Genomic DNA, 22,313 nt, shown 5'->3' with positions numbered 1-22,313 from the left:
GCGAGGTCATTTACCACGAAACTGACGCTAGAACGGGAACTTTCAGAGGTCAAAGACATCAAAACTCTACTTTGAATAGCCATAGCCTATCGTGGGTGCATGCAGCTGCAGCAGCTCACCTACTTCGTCGCCGTGGCCGAGTACCGGCACTTCACCCGTGCCGCCGAGCAGGTTCGAGTGGCGCAGCCCTCGTTGTCCCAGCAGATCCGCGCTCTGGAGCACGACCTCGGCGCCCCGCTGTTCCATCGCATCCGGGGCAATGTGAGCCTCACCGAGGCAGGCGAGACACTGCTGCCGATCGCCCGGCGGATCCTCGCGGACGTCGAGAGCGCTCACCGAGCCATCCGGGAGCTCGACCAGCTCGACCGCGGGCGCGTCCGGCTCGGCGCCCCGCCCAGCCTGTGCACAGGCCTGCTGCCCGCGATGCTCTCGGCATTCCGCCGCCGGTATCCGGGCATCCAGCTGGAGCTGCACGAAAGCGGCTCCGGCGACCTGCGGGAACGGCTGTCCGACGGCGCTCTGGACCTCGCCCTCCTCGCGGGTTCCCGCAACCCCGGTGATCAGCTGTCGCTGACGCCGCTGTTCCTCGAGGAACTCGTCGTGATCTCCCACGGCGACGTATCGCTGAGCTCGGCAGGCTCGCGCTTGGAGGTTCGCGACCTCGCGGACGTTCCGCTCGTGATGTTCCGACGCGGCTACGACGTGCGAGAGGCGACGGTGAACGCCTGCCGCACCGCCGGGTTCGACCCGTCATTCGCGATCGAAGGCGGCGAGATGGACGCGGTCCTGGAACTGGTGCGGGCGGGCGTGGGCGCGGCCGTGGTGCCGAGCACCGTGGCGGGCGATCGCTTCCGGATGACGCGCTTCGCTCCGGACGCGGGTATGACACGCATCGTGCAGCTCGCCTACCGGACGGACGTCGGACCGACCCGGGCGGTCCGTGCCCTGCGTTCCGCGATCGTCGGTTTCGTGGCCGACCCGGCGCGCCGGGCAAGTCTCCCGCCCGGAGTCGAATCACTTGTGGACGGAGCGGCCAGGACAACCTCATCGAGCTGAGCTCGTGCATCTCGGGGTGGCCTTCCTCGCTCCGGACAGGGCATGACCACCGACCCTAGCTGCGCCGGAACCCCGGAGACTGGTCCGATCTTCCGTTGTCCCACTGGACCACTTGACGGTAATGTAGATATCGAATGTCCAGTATGATCGGATCCCAACCGGCCGGAGGGAGCGTCACGCGATGCCCGAACAGATCGCCGACGAACTCGACGAAGCGGTCTCGGCGTTCGAAGCGACACGGGCCCGGCTGTTCGGGATCGCTTATCGGCTGCTCGGCACGTCCGCCGACGCCGAGGACGTGGTGCAGGACACGTGGATCAGGTGGCAGGGCGCCGACCGTACCGAGATCCGCAACGTCGAGGCATTCCTCGTGACCACGGCCAGTAGGCTGGCCTTGACGGCCGCCGGGACGGCGCGGGCACGTCGTGAACTCTACGTCGGCCCCTGGCTGCCCGAGCCGATTCCCACCGCCGATGACGCAGTGATGGCGGTGGAGCGAGGAGAGGCGCTCGAACTGGCTGTCCTGCTCCTCTTGGAACGACTCAGCCCGATCGAACGCGCGGTCTACGTCCTGCGCGAGGCCTTCGACTACCCGTACCGGGAGATCGGCGAGTTCCTCGGTATCTCGGAGGAACTCGCGCGCCAGAAGGGCCACCGCGCTCGCGCCCACGTCGCTCGCGAGCGCGGTAGCCGGGTCGCCCCGGCCGAGCGCGACCGCCTGCTCAACGCCTTCTTGGCCGCGGCGCAGCGAGGCGACCTCCGCGGGCTGCGGAGCATGCTGTCCGAAGACGCGATGTCCTGCTCGGACGGCGGCGGCGTGGTGACCTCCGCGCGCAAGCCGATCGTGGGCCGTGACCGCGTGGCTCAGTTCCTCCTGCGCACCATCGATATCCACGGCAAGGACGCCGAGGTCAAAATCGTCGAAGCGAACGAGCAGCCGATCGTCGTGGTGCTCCGGTCGGGAACACCCGTCGCGGCCTGCTGGGTCGACGCCACGTCGGAGGGCATCGACCGGATCTGCATGGTCACGAATCCGGAGAAGCTGGCCGCACTGGCGGCGGCGATCGCTCAGTCCCGCCCGTAAGCCTGCCGGGCGAGACGCGCGGCAGACGGCGCATGGGCCTCCGCCGCAGCCTTGACGTCAGCGATCGTCTGGCCGGCCAGGGACTTCCGCCACTGCAGCTCCGCACGCTGCATCGCCGCATTCACCGCACAGGTGTGCCGGAAGGCGCTCTTGGGAGCGTCCTCCCCCATGCCCTGCCGGCGGATCTCCAAGCACACGAACGCCGGCTCCTTGCCTTCGATCGCGGCGACTACATCCATCAGGGTGATCTTTTCCGGCGGCCGGGCGAGCAGGAATCCACCGTGCGCGCCGGGGAGGGACTCGACGATCCCAGCGCGAGCGAGCGCCTGCATCTGCTTGTGCAGGTACGCCTGTGGGAGGTCGTAGCTGCCGGCGAGCTGCGCCGTGGGTACCGGGCGCTCGTCACCGGCCCACGCGAGGGAGAGCAGAACGTGCATAGCCCACTCGACGCCCTGGTTCATCCGCACGTCGCGATGCTAGGCAACCTGGACATCGAACGTCAACTTGCACGGTCACGGCAGCACTGCCTCCAAAGCGGCCAGGGCGCCCGCCCACGCGCTGGCGGACGGGGTGGCGTAGCCGACGACGATGGCGTCGCGATCATCCTGCCCGCGCGGGTGTCGGAACCGGGAGATCCCGCACAGGGCCAGTCCGTCCGCTTCCGCTGCCCCGATGATGGCCGCTTCACAGCCGCTCGGGACGTTGACGATCGCGTGCAGGCCGGCCGACGCTCCGGACAGCCGGGAGCGCGCGCGTCCGGCCAGCATCTCGGAAAGCTGTTCCCGCCGCCGGCGGTACCGCGCGCGCATCGCGCGGACGTGCCGGTCATACGCGCCGGACCCCAGGAGCTCCGCGAGTACCAACTGGTCCAGCGTGCCGCACATCCCGAACTCACCGAGCGCGCGTGACAGCTGGTCGGCGAGGATTTCAGGAACGACCAGCCATCCCAGCCGAAGGCCCGGTGCGAGCGATTTGCTGGCCGTGCCGAGGTATGCCACGTGCCCCGGATCGAGCGCCTGCAGCGATCCGACCGGCGGATTCTCGTACCGGAACTCGCCGTCGTAATCGTCCTCGACGACCACCGCGCCCGTGTTCCGCGCCCACCGGATCACCGCCGCTCGCCGGTCCCCGGAAAGCACCTCACCCGACGGGAACTGGTGCGCGGGGGTGAGCACGACCGCCCCCGCGCCCGAGGTCTGCGCGAGCAGGTCCGTACGCGCGCCGTGCCCGTCCATGGGTAGGCAAGGAGTTCTCAAGCCCGACTCGGTAAGCAGGCGACGGTGGAGATCGAGGCCGTACCCCTCGGTGAACACGGAGTCGGTGCCGCGGGCGCGTAGGGCCGTGGCCAGGAGGCGGAGTCCGTGCGCTGCCCCTGCGCAGACTACGATCCGCTCCGGGTCGGTCCGCACCCCTCGCGCTCGGGCCAGGTAGGCGGCCAGCGCGGTCCGCAGTTCTTCGGTTCCGCGGACGTCCGGGTAGCTGAACGCCCGGTCCGGCGCCCGGTCGAAGACCCGGCGCGCGGCCCGGAGCCATTCGGCGCGCGGGAACGCGGCGACGTCAGGGGTGCCCGGCCGCAGGTCGTGAAGCGGACGAGCCGGGTCGGGGTCGGCACAGGCCCGGTCCGGTGGTGCGGCGCCGTGCGCGGTCGCCACCCGTGTCGCGGCTCCCTGACGTGAGCTGAGCCAGCCTTCGGCGACCAGTTCGGCGTAGGCAGCCACGACTGTGTTCCTCGCGATGCCGAGATCGGCGGCGAGGGATCGCGTCGACGGGAGCCTCGCACCCGGCGTCAGCCGGCCCGACCGCACGGCCTCGCGCAAGGCCTCCTTCAGACCGGCCAGGACGCGGGGGCCCCGCACCTCGAGGTGCAGGTCGGCCCCGCTTCCCGGCTCGGCCGCCAACTCGGACATGAGAGATCCTGGATATCTGTTGTCGATGTATAAGGCCTGCGGGTCCGGCCTTGTCCTGGTCAGACGGCGGCCGCTACGCCCGGCAGCCGATCGGCACCGGTCGTCCACAGGTCGGGCCCGAAGACCTCGATGTGGACATTCTCCCCGGAAACACCGCGGGCAAGCAACGCGGCACGAATGTCGCGCATGAACGGGACCGGACCGCACAGGTGTGCGGTCACCCCGTCGGGTACGTCCACCGAATCGAGCCGGACGGGGCCCCTCGTGACATCCGTGGGTGCATCGGTGTCGTAGAAGGCCAGGTGCCGGAACGAGGTCAAACGGGCTCCGTGGAACTCGATGTCGTGGAACAGGGCGTACCGATCCGGGTGACGCTCGGCGTGGACGACGGTGACCGGCCGCCGCGGCTGGTGCCGTGCGACGTGTTCCAGCAGCGCCGCTGTCTGCGTGATGCCGATGCCCGCACTGGCCAGCAGGAGCGGACGGTCGTCATCGGCGAGCACGGCATCACCGAATGGGTGACTCACCCGAACTTCGTCGCCGATGCGCAGGTCGCGGGTCAATGCTGTCGACACGAGACCGTCCGGCGCACCGCCCGCGCCGCGAACTCGTCGTACCGAGATTCGCAGCTCACGATGGCCCGCGGCTCGGGAGACCGTGTACTGCCTGGCCTGGCGACCTCCTCCGGGGAGGTCGACGTCGACGGTCACGAACTGCCCGGGCAAATGCGGCGGGACCGTCCCTTCGACGGGAATCAGGAACAGGGAGACGACGTCGCCGCCTTCGTCGCGACGAGCGGCAACGCGCCAGCGGTGAGCCGGGTCGGCGAGGTCGACCCCCGCCTCTTGGTAGAGCCTGGCTTCAGTCTCGATCAGCCGGACGGCCATCAGCCAGTACACCTCGTCCCATGCCGCCGCGACGCCCGGCGTGACGGCGTCGCCCAGCACGGTCGCGACGGCGGTGAGCAGGTATCGCCCCACGAGCGGGTACTGGCTCGGCCGGATGCCGAGCGAAGCGTGCTTGTGCGCGATCCGGCCGACCACGGACCCCATCGCCACCACGCCGGCTCCCGTGGCGTGCTCGGCATAAGCCACGACGGCACCCGCGAGGGCACGCCGCTGGTCACCGTTGGCTTGGTTGCCCCTGTTGAAGAGATCGAGCAGCTCCGGGTGGTCGGCGAACATCGTGTCGTAGAAGACGCCCGCGATGGCGACGATGTGCTGCTTGACCGCCGGCAACGTGGCGCGCACGACCTCGGCGGACTTTCGGGAAAGCAAGGGAGACCTCCTAGGTGAGGGACAGGAGAACCGGCCCGGTCGGCGGTGCGACCAGGGCTGTAAGCGGCACCTCGTCGAGCGACGCGAAGAAAGCCTCTTGGGCGACGTGGAGCGCGCCTCGCAGCCGGCAGACGTCGCGCAGCGGGCAAGGTGGCTCGTCACAGTTCACGACTTCGGCGTCGCCCTCGAAGTACCTGACCACGTGCCCGGCGGAGGACGAGAGCACGCCGTCGGCGAGCCGGACGCCGCCACCGCGACCTCTTGCGGTGACCACGAAACCGTGATGCTGCAGTCGCTGCACGACCTTGGCGACGTGGTTGCGCGGCAGGGCCATGGCCGCAGCCAGTTCGTCGATGGTGACCTGACTTCCCCGTGCTCCCGCGAACATCAGGATGCGCAGCGCGATGTCGGTCGCCCGGTTGAGGTGCATGAAGAACATCGTAAGACAAAGAGGTATCTGCAATACCCATTTGTGCCGACGGTCACCAAGTCATTGCCGCACAAGGGAATAGTCGTCAACAGCAGACTGGTACTACAATTCCCTATGATCATGCGGAATTTCTTGGTCCACTTTCCGCGCCACCGGCGAGCACTCCCCTGCACCGCCAAAACGACGAAGCCGTTTGCGCGAGTGCCGGGTGATGACTGCTCGCCATCACCCGGCGCTCACGTTCGCGTAGTCGGCTGAGAACGGACCCCGTCACGCGGAAAACTTCCTCTCCGGGACCCAGCCCCACCGTTCCGCGCGACGCGAAGACACAAATGTCGCAACTGCGCCAGTTCAGCCTGGGTGAAGCCGGCGAAGACCGACCTCATCGCCTGGCGTGCCGGCTTGCGCAACGACACGAGCAGCTCCGCCCCCGCCCTCGTGATCGTGACCCGGAGCGACCGGCGGTCCTGCAGGTCACGTTGTCGGCTCGCCAGGCCCTCCTGACTCAGGAAGTCCACCAGCCTGCTCACCCGATAGGGCGGCAACTCGATCGACCTGGCCAACATTCCCATGCTTAGCCCGGCCGGCGCGACGTTCAGTCGTAGGAGAACCTCGACCGATCCCGTCGGCAGCCCTGTCCCGGCCGCGCCGGTCCAGGGAGTGCGCCCGACCAGCTGCATCGCCGCACTGAGCGCCACCGCTGCTTCCATGGCGGCGGTGTCACCTTCCTCCGCCAGCCCGCGCAGCAAGACACGCGTGCGCGGGTCGTGCAGCAGGCCTTCTTCGTCGACATCACCGGCACCGTCGATGGCAAGTCTCGTCATGATCCGTTCGCTCTTCATGGGAATCGTCCGGACGGATCGGCTCGTGCCGCCCCCTTCGAACCTACCCACTTGGTCGCGAAATCCCTGGACCACTTCGAACATCGATCAGTGGTCCACGTGATTCGCCGACAGGGAAACAAAAACGCGAATCTGCCACGATCGCTGAGGCGCTGACGTCTCGCCTCGGGCGATTCAGAGACCGGCGATAAACGCGAGAAGCGCCTCCTGGACCTCGGCCGGCCGCTCCTGTTGGATCCAGTGCCCGCAGCCGTCGAGGTCCAGAACACCCCGCAGGTCGGTCAATACCTCGGGCAGCTGTTCGAGAAACCCGGGCGGGGCGATCATCCGGCTGACATCACGGCCTGCCGTGACGTAGAACGACGGAGGCGTGATCTTCGCGTCCTGCCAGGGAGCGGTCAGCTCCCAGTTGCGGTCGAGGTTCCGATACCAGTTCAGCCCGCCGGTGAACCCGCTGCGCGCGTACGCGGCAACGACAGCGTCGAAGTCCTCTTTGGACATCCAATCAGGGTGCCCGTTGGTGTCGAGGGCATCGAGGATGCCCCCACCCGGCGGGACGACCGGGACCAGCTTCTCCGCCGATACCGCTGTGGACTTCTTACCGAAGAACCCGAGAAGTGCATCTTCCGGGTTGCTGTCCAGCTCGGCGTCGGCAACGCCGGGCTCCTGGAAGTAGATCTGATAGAAGCCGCGACCAAAGCGCTTTTCCGCCAAGGTCATCGGCGGCGCCGGCGGGCGACGCGGTGGCGCCACGCTCAGCGCGGCGACACCGCGAACCACGTCGGGCCTCATGAGCGCCACATGCCAGGCGATGATCGCTCCCCAGTCGTGTCCGACGAGCACAGCTTCTTCTTCGCCCAACGCGTGGATCAACCCGACGACGTCGCCGACGAGGTGGAGGATCGTGTACTGGTCGATCGCCTCCGGACCGACGGTGCCGCCGGCACCCCGCAGATCCGGCGCGACGACGTGGTGGCCCGCGTCGGCAAGCGGCCCGATGTGGTGCCGCCAGGAGTGCGAGGTTTCCGGAAAGCCGTGCAGCAGGATCACCAGGGGGCCGCTGCCCTGTTCGGTGATGTGGATGGAAAGGTCGTTGACCGCGATCAAGCGTTCGGTGGACATGATGGAACTCCCAAAGTAGCTGGAACGCCAGGAAGCCTTTCCTGGCGGAGATCGAGCGTCAGCCCTCCACGGGGGCGAGCATGCTGCGAACATCGTCGCGGCGTGCGGTGAGCAGATCGAGCGCCGCGGCCGCGGCCAGCGCCGCGGAATCCGCCTGGACCGGTGGGTCGAGCAACGCCTTCACGGTCGCCTCGAAAACGGACTTCCGGCCGGCGATCAGCTCGGTGCTGTTCCCGGTTTCCAAAGTGAAGAAGCCGGCAAGGACCGCGCGCAGGGCATAGGCCTGCTCGTCGAAAGCCCAATCCCGGCGGGCCAGGCCGTGCTCCCGCCACAGCTCGAGCAGGCTGCGTGACAGCATCCCGGGCCCGAGGAGGTCGAGCAGGCGACGGGTGCCCTCATGCTCGGTCAGGAGGCCGATCGTGGAGACGTCACCGACCTGGACGGCCCGGACGAAGGGGTGTTCGAGTGCGGACCGGAACAACGTCCAGCACATGCGATGCGGAAGTACAGCACCGGTGTCGGTCTCGATCAGCGCGAGGTACTCGCCGGTGATGGCGAGGAAGTCGCGGGCGACCACTTCGGCGACGAGCTCTTCTTTCGTGCGCCAGTAGAGGTAGACGGTGCCCTTGCCGATGTGCGCGGCCCGGGCGATTTCGGCAACGCTGATCCCGCGCGCTCCGTGTTGGAGCAGCGAATCCCGCGTCACCCTGAGGATCCGCGCCGCCTTGGCGGGGTCGTGGCGGGCCGGCTCCGCCACCGGCCCTTCTCGCTCAAGCGGCTGCGGCATCGAAGTTCTTTTCCGCCATGGTCCGCATGCGCTTCCGCCGAATCACCGGGCCGATGATGGGATAGGTTCGACCGCGCGCGGTCAGCCGTCGCTTCAAGACCTCACGTCGCCCGTCCGGGTTGAACAAGATCCGCATCGGACCCGCGCACTCCTGCCAGGCCTTGATGGACGGTCGCAACTGGGTCTCCCACTCCGTCAGCGCACGCTCCACGTCGACCGGGTGCCGCTCAAGCATGGTGCCGAGCAGGTCCGCTCCACACAGGCCCGCCGAGACGCCCATTCCGGCATAAAGCGTAACGCACCAGGCCGAGTCGCCGACGAGGACTACGCGGCCGCGATGCCAGGAGTCCATCCGCACCTGCTCTACGGAATCGAACAGGATGTTCTCCGCCCTCTCGGCCTCATCGAGGACGGTGCCGAGCAGCTTGCCGGTCGGCTGTGACCCGAACACCTCTCGCAGCCGCTGCGCCGGCGGCCGGATGAACTCCGCGTCGATGTCGTCGGACTCGTAGGAGAGCATCACTGTCGGGATCCGGTCCTGGAAGCCGAACACCCACATCGACCGTGCTCGTTCGAGGAGTGCCACCCCGTCTTCCTGCGCCAGGCCCGGCAGGGGTGCGGACACCTGGAACGCGCAGGTGATCCTGCCCATCCGGTGCAGGTACCGCTCGTGGGGTCCGAAGGCCAGGCTGCGGACGGTCGAGCGCAGCCCGTCCGTTCCCACGACGAGGTCGAATCGCTCCGCGGAGGTTTGACCACTCGCCGTGTCGAGCAGTGTCACGTCGACCCCGTCGCCGTCCTGCTGGATCTTCGAGGGAATGGTCCCGAAGCGGATCTTGATGTCGCTGGGCAGGGCGTCGAAGGCGGCGTTTTCGACGTCGCCGCGCAGCATGCGATGCGGGCCGAGCGGGTGGTCGGAGAAACTGGGCACGCGGGTGCGGTTGCCCATCCGGTCGATCTCGTAGTGAGCGCCGTCGCGAGCGGTGTGATCGGGCATGTTCACCAGGAAGCCGAGGCGCTCGGCGGCCGACCGCCCGGCGCCCCAGAGCAATACGAAGTAGCCACCTGTCCGCCGTTCCGGCGAACGTTCGATGATCTCGGGTTCCCAACCGGCCTGGCGCAGGCGGATGGCCGTCGAGATGCCGCTGATGCCGAGGCCGACGACCAGTGCGCGACGCCTCTGTTCGTTGTTGTCCATACTTCAAGACTAGAACCGACTGACCACTTCGACCAGATGGTCAGTCAAGGTATGGATCACACCTCTGACCTGTCACGAAACGACGACCCATCCAGTCTCGCGGGTACGCGACGGTACCCGCATTATGGACATATGACAATATTATCGAGCCCACGTGCTCTCGTCTCGGCTACCCGACTATATTGACAAGCGACCATTTAAGTCATCTCACGGGGGTACCTCCCATGACCACCACGCAGACGTCCGCCGGGTTCACCTGGCCCGCAGCTCGGAGCCGCCGCTCCACGGTCGAAGCTCAGTTCGGCTCGACCCGCGCGGACCTGATCCAATCCGCCCTGACTGTCGGCGATCCGTTGGCGGACGACGTCGTCACCGAGATCCACGAACACGGCCGCGACGTCCGGGTCGCCCTCAACGAGGGCATCGAACACGGTCTCGATTCCCTGACTGACCCTCCGCCGGCCGTCGCCGCGCTGCTCAAGCACGTCGAGGCGACGCCGGACTACGTCGACGACGCCCTTCTCGACGAAGCATCGCTCCCCTTCTTCACCAAGCCCGCCGCGGTGACCGCGATCTCCCTTTCGGCCGGGGCGCTGGTGCGGTCCTACCAGTCCCCGTCGATCTCGACGGTGCTGGCGATGACCGGGCGGCTCGTCGAAGGCGCTCCGCGACGGCTATACGAAACCGGCCAGTGGCTCAATGCCGCGATGCTTCCGGGGGCGATGCGCCAGGGCGAGCACGGCTACGTCAGCACGCTCCAGGTGCGCATCCTGCACGCCGCGATGCGGCGACTGGCCCACAACCGCGGGTACGACGACGTCGCGCTCGGAGCCCCGATCAACCAGGTCGACATGGCACGGACGTGGATGGACTTCACGCTCACCGCGCTCACCGCGGAGCAGCTGATGGGCTTCGACATCACCACCGCCGAGCAGAACTCCTTCTACCGTTACTGGTGGTACGTCGGGCATGTCATGGGCGTCGAGCCCCTGCTGGTCGAAGGCATCACCAGCAGCGAAGAGGCCAAGCGGGTCGACGACCTCCTCCAGACGGTCACCGGCCCGCTGATCCCGGAATCGACCGTGCTCACCGAGGCCACTCTCGCCTCACTCTCCAACCGGCTCCACACCCTGCTCAAGCTGCCCGAGCCGATCACGCTTGTCCTGCTGCGATCGCTGACCCGCCGGATCCACGGTCTCACCTTGAGCCAGGAGCTCTCGATCCCGCCCACCCGGCTGGCCGACAAGCTGCTGAGTGCCGCCGTTCCGATCATCGCGGCCCGCCGGGCCAGGCTTCGCGCGAACCCGGACGCCTGGAACGCCGCAATGCTCAAGAACATCGAGGTGTCCCGTGCGCGTGTGGCCAATCCGGACGGCCGCACCGGCTACCAGCACCACGCCGCCGAATGACGGACCCCGGGAAGCGGCCGATGACGCTCAGTACGATTCCGGCGTGACCGAGGCGAGCCCGAGACGTCCCGGCCGCCCCCGCAAGGGGGCGGCCCCGGCATCCACCGAGCGCATCCTGGCCGCGGCGTTGCACGCCTTCGCGGTCCAGGGCTACCACGGCGTGTCCATCCGCGATCTCAACCGCGAGCTCGGCGTCAGTCACAACGTGGTCCACCAGCGGTACGGCTCGAAGGACGGGGTCTGGTACGCCGCCGTCGACTGGGGCTTCGGGAATGCGGTCGCCCAGGTCGCCGCGTCGGACCGGCCCGACATCGTTCCCAAGGAGCGACTGCGCACGATGATCCGGACGTTCGTGAGCTTCGCCGCAGGCAACCCGGATCTCGGCTGCGTGATGAACAACGAAGCCCGCCAACCGAGCGAACGTCTCGAGTACCTCCTCGACCACTTCGTACGGCCGATGCTCGAGACGTTCCTCCCGGCGTACCGGGAAATGACCGGCCGCGGGCAGCTCGAGGGAGTGCCGCTGCACACGCTGTACTTCCTGATCACAACGGGCGGCGCGGCACCTTTCACCAACGAGGGCATGACCCGGCGACTCTTCGGCGACGCACCATTCCGCAAAGCCGAGATCGAGCGACACGCCGACGCGATCGCGGACCTGCTGACCAGCGGCCACTGACAGGTCAGCGGGCCTCGGCCGATGCGAGAACCGGGGCACCGATCGTCTCCGCCAGGTGCAGCGCCACCTGCAGCCTGAGGTGATCCTCCTTCAGCGACCGGTCCAGCAGCTGCTCAGCCTTGCGCACCCGGTAGAGGACGGTGTTCTTCGCGACGTGTAGCTGCTCGGCGGCGGCGCCGACCCCACGGGCGTGTTCGAGGTATGCCTGCACGGTGGACCTCAGCTCGGCCGACGCGTCGTCGGGCGAGGAAAGTGGTCCCAGGTGCCGCAGAACGAAGTCGCGTGCCCGGCTCAGGTCGTCCGACATCAGGAGCGGCAGATCCAGGTCCGCGAAGTCGAAGAGCCGTCGTTCCCGAGGCAGCAACCTTGACATCCGCTCGGCCAGCGCCGCTTGCCGGTGGCTTTCCCGGAACCCGGCGATGCCGCCGGCCGGCAGCCCCGCGGCCACCCGGAAGTCCGTGACGTCGGGCGCGGCCTGCGGACGACGAGGGGCCTGGCGAGCTCGGCTGCCCCAGGCCCACAGCTTCGCCGGGCCGACGAAGACCAGCAGCCGCGCCGTGCAGCCCGCCTGGTCGAGCAGCTGGACCGCGGACCGCTCGAGCAGCTGCGGATCCTGCTCACTCCCGTCCGATGCCCACAGGATGAGGGCGACATGCTGTTGCGAAAGGTCGTAGCCAAGGCGCTCCAGCGACGGCTCGCGGTCGATGGTGCCGTCGAGCACCGATTCGACGAGGTCTCGACGCACATAGGCGGCGCTCTCCAACCACCGCTGGCGCTCCGCCGAAAAGTTCTCCACAAGGATCTCGGTCAGGCTGTCCAGCCAGGCCAGCAGGTCGGAAACGGCCTGCCGGCCCGCCGGCGTGATCCGGTTGCTCGGAAGCGTCCGATCGGCGAAGGCGAACAGCTCCGCCGTCAAGTTGTTCACTGTCCGCTGCAAACCCTGCATGATCTGCTCGACACTGAGTCCCCGCGGCACGGCGTGCCGGATCGCGTTGGTCGCCTCGGAAAGCAGGGTCTCCGTCACTGGTCGCCCGGTGCACAGGCACAGCACGGCACTGAGCACGATCGCCTCGGGCACTGAGCGGGCCATCCGGTAGTCGCCGAACGGCGCGGTCCAGCCGACCCGCTCGAAGAGCGTCTCGCTGCGCTCGACCGCCCAGCCCACAGCGCCTTCGCCGATCATCTCGGAGAGCTCAGCCACCAGCTCCGGCCGGCTCGCGGCGCCCGCAAGGATGTTCTGGTCGTCCGGGCGCAGCGCGCGAAGCCAGGAGCGATCCGCAGAGTAATTCACGTGATCGATTGTAACCACGTGAATACCCACGCCGACTGGACCAGAAAATGAACACCGGTCCATTGATTTTTGTGGGCCACCTCGGTCCCGCCCCGCGGAAGTTGTCCTACAACGGCAAATAAATGGACTTCAGGTGCTGGTAAGCCGTGAGGCCCTCGGGGCCGAGTTCGCGACCCAGCCCACTGTCCTTGTAGCCACCGAACGGGGCGCCAGGGTCGAGCGAATAGAAGTTGACACCCACACTGCCGGTCTCCATCCGCCGGGCGAGATCGATCCCCTTGTCCACATCGGACGTCCACACCGTACCGCCCAGGCCGTAGTCCGAGTCGTTGGCCAGTACGACAGCTTCGTCGAGCTCGTCGTAGGGCAGCACCACCAGGACCGGCCCGAAGATCTCCTCACGGGCGATCCGTGAACCGGCGTCCACACCCGCGAACACCGTCGGCCGCACGAACCAGCCTCGGTCGATGTCCGGACGATCGCCGCCGGCGACCATCTTGGCGCCTTCGGAAACACCTAGGGCGATGTAGGACTCGACACGATCGCGGTGACGGCTGCTGACCATCGGCCCGATCTGGGTCGTGCGGGCGAGCGGCTCCCCGACCGTCAGCGAGTCGGCCAGCCCCGCGACCGCGTCGACGACTTCGTCGTAGCGACTTCGCGGCGCGAGGATCCTCGTCGAGATGTAGCAAGTCTGGCCGTTGTTGAGCAGGGATACACCGGCCAGGCGCTGCGCCATGGCCGCCACGTCCGCGTCGTCGACGACGATCGCCGCCGACTTCCCGCCGAGCTCCAGGGTGACCGGGCGCAGGAGCCTCCCACAGACTTCGCCGATGCTCCGGCCCGCGGCGGTCGAGCCAGTGAAGGCGACCTTGTCCACTCCCGGGTGCGCGACGAGGTAGGACCCGATATCGGCCCCGCCAGGGACGACGTTCAGCACACCCGGGGGCAGACCGGCACGGTCGGCGGCCGCGGCGAGCTCGAACGCGTCGAGGACGGTCTCCGGCGACGGTTTAAGCACCACAGTGCACCCCGCAGCCAGGGCCGGGGCGAGTTTGAACATGGTGAGCGTCTGCGGGAAGTTCCACGGCACGATCGCCGCGACGACGCCCACCGGCTCCCGCCGGACGACGGTCGTCCCGCGACCATCCAGCCGGGGCCGGCACTCCTCGACCGGCTGGTTGCGGATCATTTCCGCGTAGTAGCGCAGGAGCCCGACCGGCAGTTCTCCTTCCGCGGGGAGCGCGACGGAGATCGGCATGCCGTTCTGTTTGCTGGTCAGGGCAGCCCGCTCACTGAGGTCGGCGACCAGTTCGTCGGCGAAGCGGGTGATCAGCTCGGCCCGGCGCTCGGGGTCGAGTCCGGCCCACTCCGCCGAGCGCAGAGCTCGTCTCGCCGCGGCGACAGCGGCGTCGACGTCTCCCGGGGTCGCGGCCGGCACCGAGCCGATGAGCTCCTCAGTGCTCGGCGAGCGCACTTCGATCGAAGGGTTGTCCGCCGCGGTGCGCCATTCGCCACCGATGTAGAGGCCTTCGTGTACCAGCATGTCGTGTCACCTTTTCTCGGGTTCGCGGCGGACCGCTCCACCTCACGATCACACGGCGCCACAGGTCGCCGCCTGCGCTCACGTCACAAATTCCGCTCACCAGACTGCACTGACAACGCGGAGATCGCCGATTCCAGGTGACATTTGATTTCTTCTTTGTAGGCTACGCCACTCTAAATTGTGACGAGCCTTCATCGGAGATACCTTGAAGTCCGCGGGAACACAGGTTCCGTTTCAGGAAATATCTCATTCACTCACCTTCTCAACGGAAGGAATAACCTTGCGCACTTTTATGAAGCGCTGGCAGTTGACGGCAGCGGCAGTTGCCGTCGCGACCGCGGTCTCACTCACCAATGCGCCTGCCGCTCTCGCCAACCCGCCAGGCGAGAGCAACTCGTGGCAACCGGAGAAGGTCGGTGGTAACGACCTCTACTCGAGCGACACGATGGACGAGGCCAGCCACGGCACGGAGCTCGTCCAGGTCTACCGGAACAACGATTTTGTGTGGTTCAGCTTCAACCACGGCGCGGCGTTCCGAGTCGGCGTCGCCAACACGCAGGTCGCACCCAGGGTGATCACGACCCGCGAAGGCTACGCCGCCTTCCACACGGGCATCGATGGCAACATCTACTGGTCACGGACGACCCAACGGCCCGAACTCATCCGCGGCGCGCCGGGCACGTGGGGCCCGTGGACCCGGATCGGCGGACAGACCACGAACCAGTCGGTGTCGGCTGTGGCGACCAACCAGGGCATCATGATGGTGTACCGGGGCTCCGGAAACGACACCCGGGTCTTCCAGAGCTGGTTCGACTTCGGTTCCGGCCAGTGGCAGGCTGCCGCGCAGATCAACGGGGGGAACAGTCCGTCGGCGCCGACGGTGACGTACAACCCCGTGTTCGGCGAATTCGCCGCTGTCATCCGGGGACAGAGCGACAACCGCGTCTACCTTTCCTACCAGCACTTCGGTCAGCCTCAGTGGACTCCGTGGTCGCGGGTGCGGGATGTCACGGTCGCCAGTTCTCCGACCATCGCCGCGACGGCGAACGGTGACATGATCATCGTCGGTCGCGACACCGCCGGCCACCTGCACTTGACGACCGTCAACCGCTCCGGCGGTTTCGAACAGTGGTCTGACGAGTCCACGCATTGGCAGGCGCTGACCCAGCCCTCCATCACGGTGCTCGCCAACCTCGCGTTCCTGATCCTCACGGGCCTCAACCACCAGGTGTTCTACAAGCAGGTCTACAAGAAGTGATCCCGGCTCGGTGGGCGGCGTCGCTCCAGGACGCAGCGCCGCCCACCGAGGCGGAAGATCCGTTCGTCAGAGCAAGTCAGGTCAGCTTCGCCGGCACGTTGTACGCCTCGACGGACAACCGCGGCTGCTTCACTGTCCGCTGAGGGTTGATCCCCACTACGCGACTCTCCCCTGGCAGCAACCAGAAGTAGTTGTCGCCGTACAACGTCGGGAGCACGCGGTCAGTCCCGTTCCGCTCCCGCAGCGACAACCGGACCATGGCGGCCACCGTCCGACCGGTGTTGCGGATCGTCGCGGTGTAACCGTCCTTTCCGGACGAGCGCAGGTCGGCCGAGAGTTGCGTGCGGGAGAGCTGATTGAGACCACGCATCGCGGTGTCGGTCCGGTACCTCCAGTAGGTGTTCTCCGACAGCACGGCACCGTGCGCGTCGGTCAGGGTCAGCCGCAGCAGGTGGAGAGCAGGCAGAGCGTCGGCGAACGGCACCACGAACGCCTTGCCGGCCGCGACCGGTGCCACATCGACGGTTTGCCGCTGCGGTGCCGCGAGGCTCTTGCCGTCCAGGCCGAGCAGCTGCGCCGTGACCACGGCTCCACTCAGGGCGCTCGGCGTGTGGTTGACCGCCGTCACCTGCCATGTCGACAGGTCAGCTTGGACGTGGTGGTGCTCGCAGCCCTTGCGCGCACCGTAGTAACTGCCGTTGACATCGAGGTCGTAGTCGTAGGTCTGCCACACCGTGCTGTGCCACGCCGGGTGCGACATCCACAGCAGCACACCGGTGGCGTCGTTCCACAGCCTGGTGTTCCACCCTTCGAAGATCGCGCGCATGCTCTCGTAGTTGACGAACTGCGCCTTGCGGCAGAACTCCGCCAGGCTGGACGAGGGCGCGAGCCGCGCGTCGATCGCCGCCAGGTAACCCTGCGGTGACTGATTGCCCTTCGTCGACCAGTCGTGCAAGAACCAGGAGGCGCCGATCGGCCAGCCCGGGTCGTCCTTCCCGACCAGGTTGCGCATGCTCTCGACCACCGACACGCCCGGCAAGCCGATCTCGCTCCAGAACCCGTACTTGCCTCCGGTCGCCTCGCCCGTGAAGTACTGCTTCGGGTCCAGCCAGCGATACGGCCCGTCGCCGGTGATCACGCCTCCGGCGGAGTTACTCTGGTAGAGCAGGTCAGTGTTCGTGGTGACGATCTCTCGCAGCGCGTCGTCGATCACGGTCGGCGGGCTGCCCTCGTTGCAGCCGAACCAGACCGTGGCGCAGGCGTGGTGGCGGTAGCGCAGCACGGTGTCCTTCGCCTGCGCCAGGAAGATGTCGTGGTTCGCCGGATCACCCGACCAGCCCAGCCAGAACTCGTTCCAAAGCAGAATGCCGTACTTGTCGCAAGCCGCGAACAGCTCCTCCCGATACGAGGAACCGACCCAGTTGCGGATCAGCGTGAAGTTCATGTCCCGGTGCATCGCCACGACCGCGTCGGCCCGCTCAGCCGGCATCCGGCGCAGCAGCTCGTCCCAGCCCCAGGCGCCGCCTCGGGCGAACACCTTGACGCCGTTGACGACGAAGGTCAGTGGCTTCGGGCTGTTGTCCACCGACGCGGCGTCGATCCAGGTCTCGCCGTCCTGTGACACCTGGATCTTGAATGTCAGGGCATACGCGGTTTCCCAGGTCAGCACGACCTGGTCGAACGACGTCACGGCGCCGAGGTCGACCTGCAGCCACTGGTTGTCGTCGTAACCGGACGTCCAGCGACTGTCCGGGTCGCCGTCGAAGGCCCGCTCGGGCGGGTTGCCGTCAGCCACTGAGGACGACGTCGCCGTCTTGCCCTGTGCCAGATCCGTACTCGGAGTCTTGCTGTCGACGACGGCCATCGTCCACAGCGAGAAGCCCCAGCTCGTCGCCCGCTTGAGGCCCTGCATCCGCACGTACCGCGCGGTCTGCGGCGCCAAGTCGACCGTCTGGGTCGCGCGGTTGGCGCGAATGACGATGGGTAGGTCGTACTGATACCCCATCTGCCGCAGCCCGATCTTGATGTTCCGCTTGTCACTGACCGACGCGCCGATCGCCGCGTTCACCGTCAGGTCGTGGAGCGTCGGGTCGCCGTAGCCGTTGGGCCACCACAGCTTCGGATTCTTCATCCGCAGCTGCGGGAACGCCGACGGGGCGAAGACGACGTCGATCGCCTGCCCGGCCGGCACGGTCACCGTCGCCGAGACGTTCACCTTCTCGAACGCCGCGGTGACCTTGACCCGCTGGGCCGTGGCGGCCGCATTGCGGACCGGCACTGTCAGGGTGACCTCCGCGGCGCCGGTGTCGGGCAGGTTCGGCAGCTTCGTGTCGACGCGGACGTCGCCGAGCACGGCGGCGCCGGTGGACCGCAGGCGCACGTGGTCCCAGATTCCCGACGCGCGGTCGCGCACCGCGGGCATCCAGTCCCAGCCGGACACCGCGAGGTAGGTCGGCGAGTTCTGGAACATCGTGCTGTCGGCGGCGACGAAGCCGTAGCCCGCCACGCTCTTGTCTCCGGGGCTGCCTGGCAATGGCATGGGCGAAATCTTCACGGCCAGCGCCTGGTCGCCGGAGCGGCGCAGGGCCGCCGTGACGTCGAGAACACCGCGCCCGAACGGGTGACTCAGCGTGCCGAGGTTCGCGCCGTTGAGCCAGACCTGGGCCTCGTGGTTGATCCCGTCGAACTCGAGCCAGACGTGCCGACCGGCCGACGTGTCGAGACCGCGCGGGATGCCGAACACCCGGCGGTACCACCAGCTGTGCCGGGAAAGGGCCTCGGGGATGTGCATGTTGTTCATCCCGAAGACGGGATCCGGCAGCTGGCCCTGCTCGACCAGCGACGCCAGCACGGTGCCCGGCACGGTCGCCGGCAGCCAGCCGCGCGTGTCGACGTTCGCACCGGACAGCACCGCCCCGTCCGTGCTCGGCGCCCAGTCCTGCATGGTCAGCGCCCAGCCGGACTCGAGCGGAACGGTGCCGTCGGAGACCACGGACAGCGCGGGCGCCCGATCGTGGTCGCGTACCGGGAAGCTGGTCCAGCCGCGCGCGGCGGGCCGGTTGTCCCGGCTGGTGCCGTAGACCTGGAACCCGTTCAACCCGAGGGGGTTGGTCGTCGATCGCTGTGAGGCAGAGAACCGCACCCAGCGCGCGGACACGGCGCCGGCCAGCGGGATCGTCACCACACCCCCGGCGCCGGTGTCCGTCGAGTACACCGTCCGCCACGACCGGCCGTCCAGCGAGACGTCGAGGTCGAACACGGTTGCGTAGCTGGAGAGGACCTCAGTTCCGGTGGTGTGGCTCCGGGACGCCCCCGCGTCGAAGGCGGGATCACCCGGTCGGGCTTCGAAGGTCAGCACCACCGAGCTGACCTGACAGCGCCCCTGCAGGTCCACGATGATCCATTGCCCGTCCCCCGAGGCCGCCCGCCAGCCCGAGCCCTGTGCGCCGACCTGGGCGAGCCCATCAACGGCGAATTCGGCTGGAGTCGCGGCGTAGTCGGTCGAAGAGACTTGGACGGGCCGGAACAGCGCTAGGTCGTTCGCCCGTGTCGCATCGACCGCAACCGGATCCCCAGGCGCCGCCGTGGCCACGCCTGGAAGCAACGCGGCCAAGCCGAAGCCGGCCAACAGACCGGTACCGGTCGTCAGGAGGTGCCGCCGCGAAACCGCCGACTCGTCAGATCTGCCGGTGAGGTCCTGGGCCATGGTGACTCCGCTCTGCAGTCCGTCATCGGACGCGTGCGGCCGGCGTCGACGATGACGGTGGGTGACAACGTTGCCAGGAAGAATCCGGGTCGCTCGCCAGCAGGTCAAGGCGACAAAGCAGACAAGAATCCTCGTGATTGACATCGATGTCACGCGACCTGCGAAAACGTATGCCCTCTGTCTCCGGCGCGGTTTCGCACTGGTCCAGCAAGTGGCGCGAGAACCGGACCCGAAACGTGGTCAGGTCAGCCCGGGCTTTACCCATCCGGGTGGTCCAGTTCACGGAGCGCCGCTTCCGACGACACCATCCGCTGTGACGGCCGACGCAGGCTGTCACGTTCCACCGGGCCACCCGGTCTGGTGGGAGACCGACACGAGACGAAGGGGCAACGGATGCGAGTGGCAGTGGCCGGCGGAACCGGTCTGATGGGCAAACTGGTGGTCCGCGAGCTGACCGAGGCCGGGCACGAGCCCGTCATCCTGGCACGTTCACTGGGCATCGACCTCATCACGGGAAACGGCCTCGCCGCCGCACTCGCCGGCTGCGAGGAGCTCATCGACGTGAGCAACATCGTCACGGTGCGGAAGAAGGCGGCGGTCGAGTTCTTCGACGGCGCCGCACGCAACCTCGTCGAAGAGGGTGCGAAGGCGGGCATCCGCCAGATCATCACGCTGTCCATCGTCGGGATCGACGATGTCGAACTCGGCTACTACGCCGGCAAGCGCGCGCAGGAGGAACGCGTCCGGACCGGCCGCGTGCCGTGGACCATTCTGCGCGCCACGCAGTTCCAGGAGTTTCCCGACCCGCTGATCGATGACGCCTATGGCCCGTTCGTGCCGGTGCCGTGCCAGCTGACCCAGCCGGTCGCCGCGTCCGATATCGCGCGCGCCCTCGTCGCGCAGGTCGGACAGAGCCCGGCCGGCTACCTGCCGCCCCTCGCCGGGCCCGACCAGCTGCAGATGGTCGACATGGCCCGCCGACTGATCAAGGCGCGCGGCGTACGGAAGATCGTCGTGCCCATCCGGATGCCTGGTGCAGTCGGTAAGGCGATGACCAGCGGCGGTCTGCTGCCCGTCGGCAAGCACCGCGAAGGCACCCGCACCTTCGCCGAGTACGTGCGGCAGGTCGAGCAACACGCCGAGCGAGCCTGAAGCGATGAACCCGACCAAGCCCCATCGGGTGGCAATCCTCGTTCTCCCTGGCACGGTCGGTGTGGACCTGGCGGTGCCTCTGGAGGTCTTCGGCCCGTGGCCGGCCTTCGTCACCGCCGAGGTGCCGCGGTTGCGCAACCCGTACTCCGTGACGCTGGTCGGGCCCGATCCTGAACCACCGGTCGGCGCCGGGCTGGTGGCGACCCAGGTCGAACCGCTGTCCGCGATGGCGGACGCCGACACCGTGATCGTCCCGGGCCGGCAGCCGGTCACCGAGCCGCTATCGGCCGACGTGCGTGCGGCACTGCGAGCCGCGGGCGCACGGGGCACGCGGATCATGTCGATCTGCATCGGGGCGTTCGTACTGGCGGCCGCCGGGTTGCTCGACGGGCGACCGGCGACCACCCACTGGCGCTGTGCGACAGAGCTACGCCGCCGATACCCGCAGGTGGACGTCCGCGAAGACCGGCTCTACATCGACGACGGCCGGATCCTCACCTCGGCGGGCTTGCTGGCCGGCGTCGATCTGTGCCTGCACGTGCTGCGCGCCGACCTGGGAACCACGGCGGCCGACACGATCGCCCGGTTCCTCGTAAGCGCCCCCCATCGTGAGGGCGACCAGCCGCAGGTACTCAGCCGGCCCGTCGGCTTCGCCGGTGACTCCCTCGATCGCACCCGGAACTGGCTGCAGGAGAACCTCGCGGACTCGCACACGCTCGGCTCGATAGCCGCCCACGCCGGCGTCAGCGTGCGCACGTTGACGCGTCGCTTCCAGGCCGAGACGGGGATGACGGTGATGGCCTGGCTCACCGGGCGGCGCATCACCCAGGCCCGCCGACTGCTGGAGATCGGCGACCGCCCGATCGGCCTGATCGCCCGGGACGTCGGCTTCGGTTCCGACGAGATGTTCCGGACTCACTTCACCACCGCGACCGGGACGACGCCGGCCCGCTACCGCCGCACTCACCGGCACCTCACCGCAGTTCCGGCATGAGCCGAAAGGACCCCGATGAACAACCTCGCCATCCGGCTGACGCTGGTGATCCCGTTCTACGAGCAGCTGATCGTGGGCGGGTGGAACCAGATCGCGCCCCGCAGCTTCTACGACAACTTCCCCACCGTGGACCTGAACCCGCCATTCAGCGACCACCTCTCCCACGACTTCGGCGGCGCAACGCTGGGTATCGCACTGCTGCTGGGGATCGCTCTGGTGAAGCCGAAAACCCACTACGTCGTGCCGGCTGCGCTGGCGTTCTCGATCTGGCAGGTGCCCCACTTCTTCTACCACCTGTTCAACACGGAGCCTCCGACCGTCGCCCAGACGATCCTCCTGAACGTTGCCAACGCCTTCGTCGCGATCCTCGGTCTGGTTCCGGTCTTGTTGGCCATACTGCGTGACCGACGTCAGGCCGGCGCGACCGCAGGCGCGGCCTAATCGCGGGCACGGTAGCGGACGCTACGCAACGTGCCTCCGGGCGCACGCGACCATTGGATTCCCTGGCTGTCGACGAAAGTGACCGTCACCTGGGTCAGGAGCAGCATGTACCGGGTGAGGTTCTCGTCCAGACC

At 67.8% G+C, this 22,313-nt stretch carries 19 protein-coding genes; 8 read left to right on the top strand and 11 right to left on the bottom strand.

The features are described 5' to 3' along the window. Nucleotides 1–99 precede the first annotated feature (99 nt). The gene (locus AB0C38_RS10465) at nt 100–1,056 is read left to right on the top strand and encodes a LysR family transcriptional regulator (protein ID WP_360669749.1); all 957 of its coding nucleotides are present in this window, start codon (nt 100–102) and stop codon (nt 1,054–1,056) included. Between the two features lie 181 nt (nt 1,057–1,237). Next, the gene (gene sigJ / locus AB0C38_RS10460; protein ID WP_360669746.1) at nt 1,238–2,140 is read left to right on the top strand and encodes an RNA polymerase sigma factor SigJ; all 903 of its coding nucleotides are present in this window, start codon (nt 1,238–1,240) and stop codon (nt 2,138–2,140) included. On the opposite strand, the gene AB0C38_RS10455 is transcribed toward sigJ, so the two are convergent. The 8 genes from AB0C38_RS10455 to AB0C38_RS10420 all read right to left on the bottom strand — a co-directional run bounded on the left by AB0C38_RS10455 (nt 2,125) and on the right by AB0C38_RS10420 (nt 9,703). Continuing rightward, nucleotides 2,125–2,601 (bottom strand): Rrf2 family transcriptional regulator, encoded by a 477-nt coding sequence (locus AB0C38_RS10455; RefSeq protein ID WP_360669966.1) that lies wholly within the window; start codon nt 2,599–2,601, stop codon nt 2,125–2,127. The genes sigJ and AB0C38_RS10455 overlap by 16 nt on opposite strands. A 51-nt stretch (nt 2,602–2,652) precedes the next feature. Next, nucleotides 2,653–4,047 (bottom strand): PLP-dependent aminotransferase family protein, encoded by a 1,395-nt coding sequence (locus tag AB0C38_RS10450; RefSeq protein ID WP_360669744.1) that lies wholly within the window; start codon nt 4,045–4,047, stop codon nt 2,653–2,655. Between the two features lie 59 nt (nt 4,048–4,106). Next, on the bottom strand, nt 4,107–5,231 hold the full coding sequence (locus tag AB0C38_RS10445) for a globin domain-containing protein (protein ID WP_360669742.1): 1,125 nt from the start codon (nt 5,229–5,231) through the stop codon (nt 4,107–4,109). A gap of 103 nt (nt 5,232–5,334) precedes the next feature. Then, a complete protein-coding gene (locus AB0C38_RS10440) occupies nt 5,335–5,754 on the bottom strand; it encodes an Rrf2 family transcriptional regulator (RefSeq protein ID WP_360669739.1) in 420 nt (139 codons plus the stop codon). A 236-nt stretch (nt 5,755–5,990) separates the two neighbouring features. Beyond that, the gene (locus tag AB0C38_RS10435; RefSeq protein WP_360669736.1) at nt 5,991–6,680 is read right to left on the bottom strand and encodes a MarR family transcriptional regulator; all 690 of its coding nucleotides are present in this window, start codon (nt 6,678–6,680) and stop codon (nt 5,991–5,993) included. 90 nt (nt 6,681–6,770) lie between these two features. Next, nucleotides 6,771–7,718, bottom strand: a complete 948-nt coding sequence (locus AB0C38_RS10430; protein WP_360669733.1) for an alpha/beta hydrolase — start codon at nt 7,716–7,718, stop codon at nt 6,771–6,773. Nucleotides 7,719–7,776: 58 nt separating this feature from the next. Further along, nucleotides 7,777–8,505, bottom strand: coding sequence for a helix-turn-helix domain-containing protein (locus tag AB0C38_RS10425; protein WP_360669730.1), 729 nt, complete (start codon nt 8,503–8,505; stop codon nt 7,777–7,779). Next, nucleotides 8,489–9,703, bottom strand: a complete 1,215-nt coding sequence (locus AB0C38_RS10420) for an FAD-dependent monooxygenase (RefSeq protein WP_360669727.1) — start codon at nt 9,701–9,703, stop codon at nt 8,489–8,491. Before AB0C38_RS10420 ends, AB0C38_RS10425 begins: the two co-directional genes overlap by 17 nt. A gap of 224 nt (nt 9,704–9,927) precedes the next feature. Between AB0C38_RS10420 and AB0C38_RS10415 the strand changes: the two genes are divergently transcribed. After that, the gene (locus AB0C38_RS10415; RefSeq protein ID WP_360669724.1) at nt 9,928–11,112 is read left to right on the top strand and encodes an oxygenase MpaB family protein; all 1,185 of its coding nucleotides are present in this window, start codon (nt 9,928–9,930) and stop codon (nt 11,110–11,112) included. A 43-nt stretch (nt 11,113–11,155) separates the two neighbouring features. Next, entirely contained in the window at nt 11,156–11,791 is a 636-nt protein-coding gene (locus AB0C38_RS10410) for a TetR/AcrR family transcriptional regulator (protein WP_360669721.1), read from the top strand. A gap of 4 nt (nt 11,792–11,795) precedes the next feature. On the opposite strand, the gene AB0C38_RS10405 is transcribed toward AB0C38_RS10410, so the two are convergent. Together AB0C38_RS10405 and AB0C38_RS10400 are read right to left on the bottom strand one after the other, a co-directional pair. Next, nucleotides 11,796–13,112: a helix-turn-helix domain-containing protein gene (locus AB0C38_RS10405; protein ID WP_360669718.1), complete on the bottom strand. Its 1,317-nt coding sequence runs from the start codon at nt 13,110–13,112 to the stop codon at nt 11,796–11,798. 76 nt (nt 13,113–13,188) lie between these two features. Further along, the gene (locus tag AB0C38_RS10400; protein WP_360669715.1) at nt 13,189–14,628 is read right to left on the bottom strand and encodes an aldehyde dehydrogenase; all 1,440 of its coding nucleotides are present in this window, start codon (nt 14,626–14,628) and stop codon (nt 13,189–13,191) included. Nucleotides 14,629–14,920: 292 nt separating this feature from the next. Here AB0C38_RS10400 and AB0C38_RS10395 point away from each other — a divergent pair, with 292 nt between their 5' ends. Continuing rightward, complete coding sequence (locus AB0C38_RS10395; RefSeq protein ID WP_360669712.1) at nt 14,921–15,886, top strand: hypothetical protein; 966 nt, start codon at nt 14,921–14,923, stop codon at nt 15,884–15,886. Nucleotides 15,887–15,962: 76 nt separating this feature from the next. On the opposite strand, the gene AB0C38_RS10390 is transcribed toward AB0C38_RS10395, so the two are convergent. After that, the gene (locus AB0C38_RS10390) at nt 15,963–19,280 is read right to left on the bottom strand and encodes a discoidin domain-containing protein (protein ID WP_360669709.1); all 3,318 of its coding nucleotides are present in this window, start codon (nt 19,278–19,280) and stop codon (nt 15,963–15,965) included. A 705-nt stretch (nt 19,281–19,985) separates the two neighbouring features. Here AB0C38_RS10390 and AB0C38_RS10385 point away from each other — a divergent pair. Genes AB0C38_RS10385 through AB0C38_RS10375 form a run of 3 tightly spaced genes read left to right on the top strand, consistent with a single transcriptional unit; the run spans nt 19,986 to nt 22,179 of the window. Next, nucleotides 19,986–20,744, top strand: coding sequence for an NAD(P)H-binding protein (locus AB0C38_RS10385; protein ID WP_360669706.1), 759 nt, complete (start codon nt 19,986–19,988; stop codon nt 20,742–20,744). Between the two features lie 4 nt (nt 20,745–20,748). Further along, complete coding sequence (locus tag AB0C38_RS10380) at nt 20,749–21,738, top strand: helix-turn-helix domain-containing protein (protein WP_360669703.1); 990 nt, start codon at nt 20,749–20,751, stop codon at nt 21,736–21,738. Between the two features lie 15 nt (nt 21,739–21,753). Then, complete coding sequence (locus tag AB0C38_RS10375) at nt 21,754–22,179, top strand: hypothetical protein (RefSeq protein ID WP_360669700.1); 426 nt, start codon at nt 21,754–21,756, stop codon at nt 22,177–22,179. Nucleotides 22,180–22,313 lie beyond the last annotated feature (134 nt).

The sequence above is a fragment of the Amycolatopsis sp. NPDC048633 genome, from assembly GCF_040650695.1.
In the GTDB taxonomy this organism is placed as follows: Bacteria; Actinomycetota; Actinomycetes; order Mycobacteriales; family Pseudonocardiaceae; genus Amycolatopsis.
This window is presented reverse-complemented; position numbering and strand designations above follow the sequence as displayed.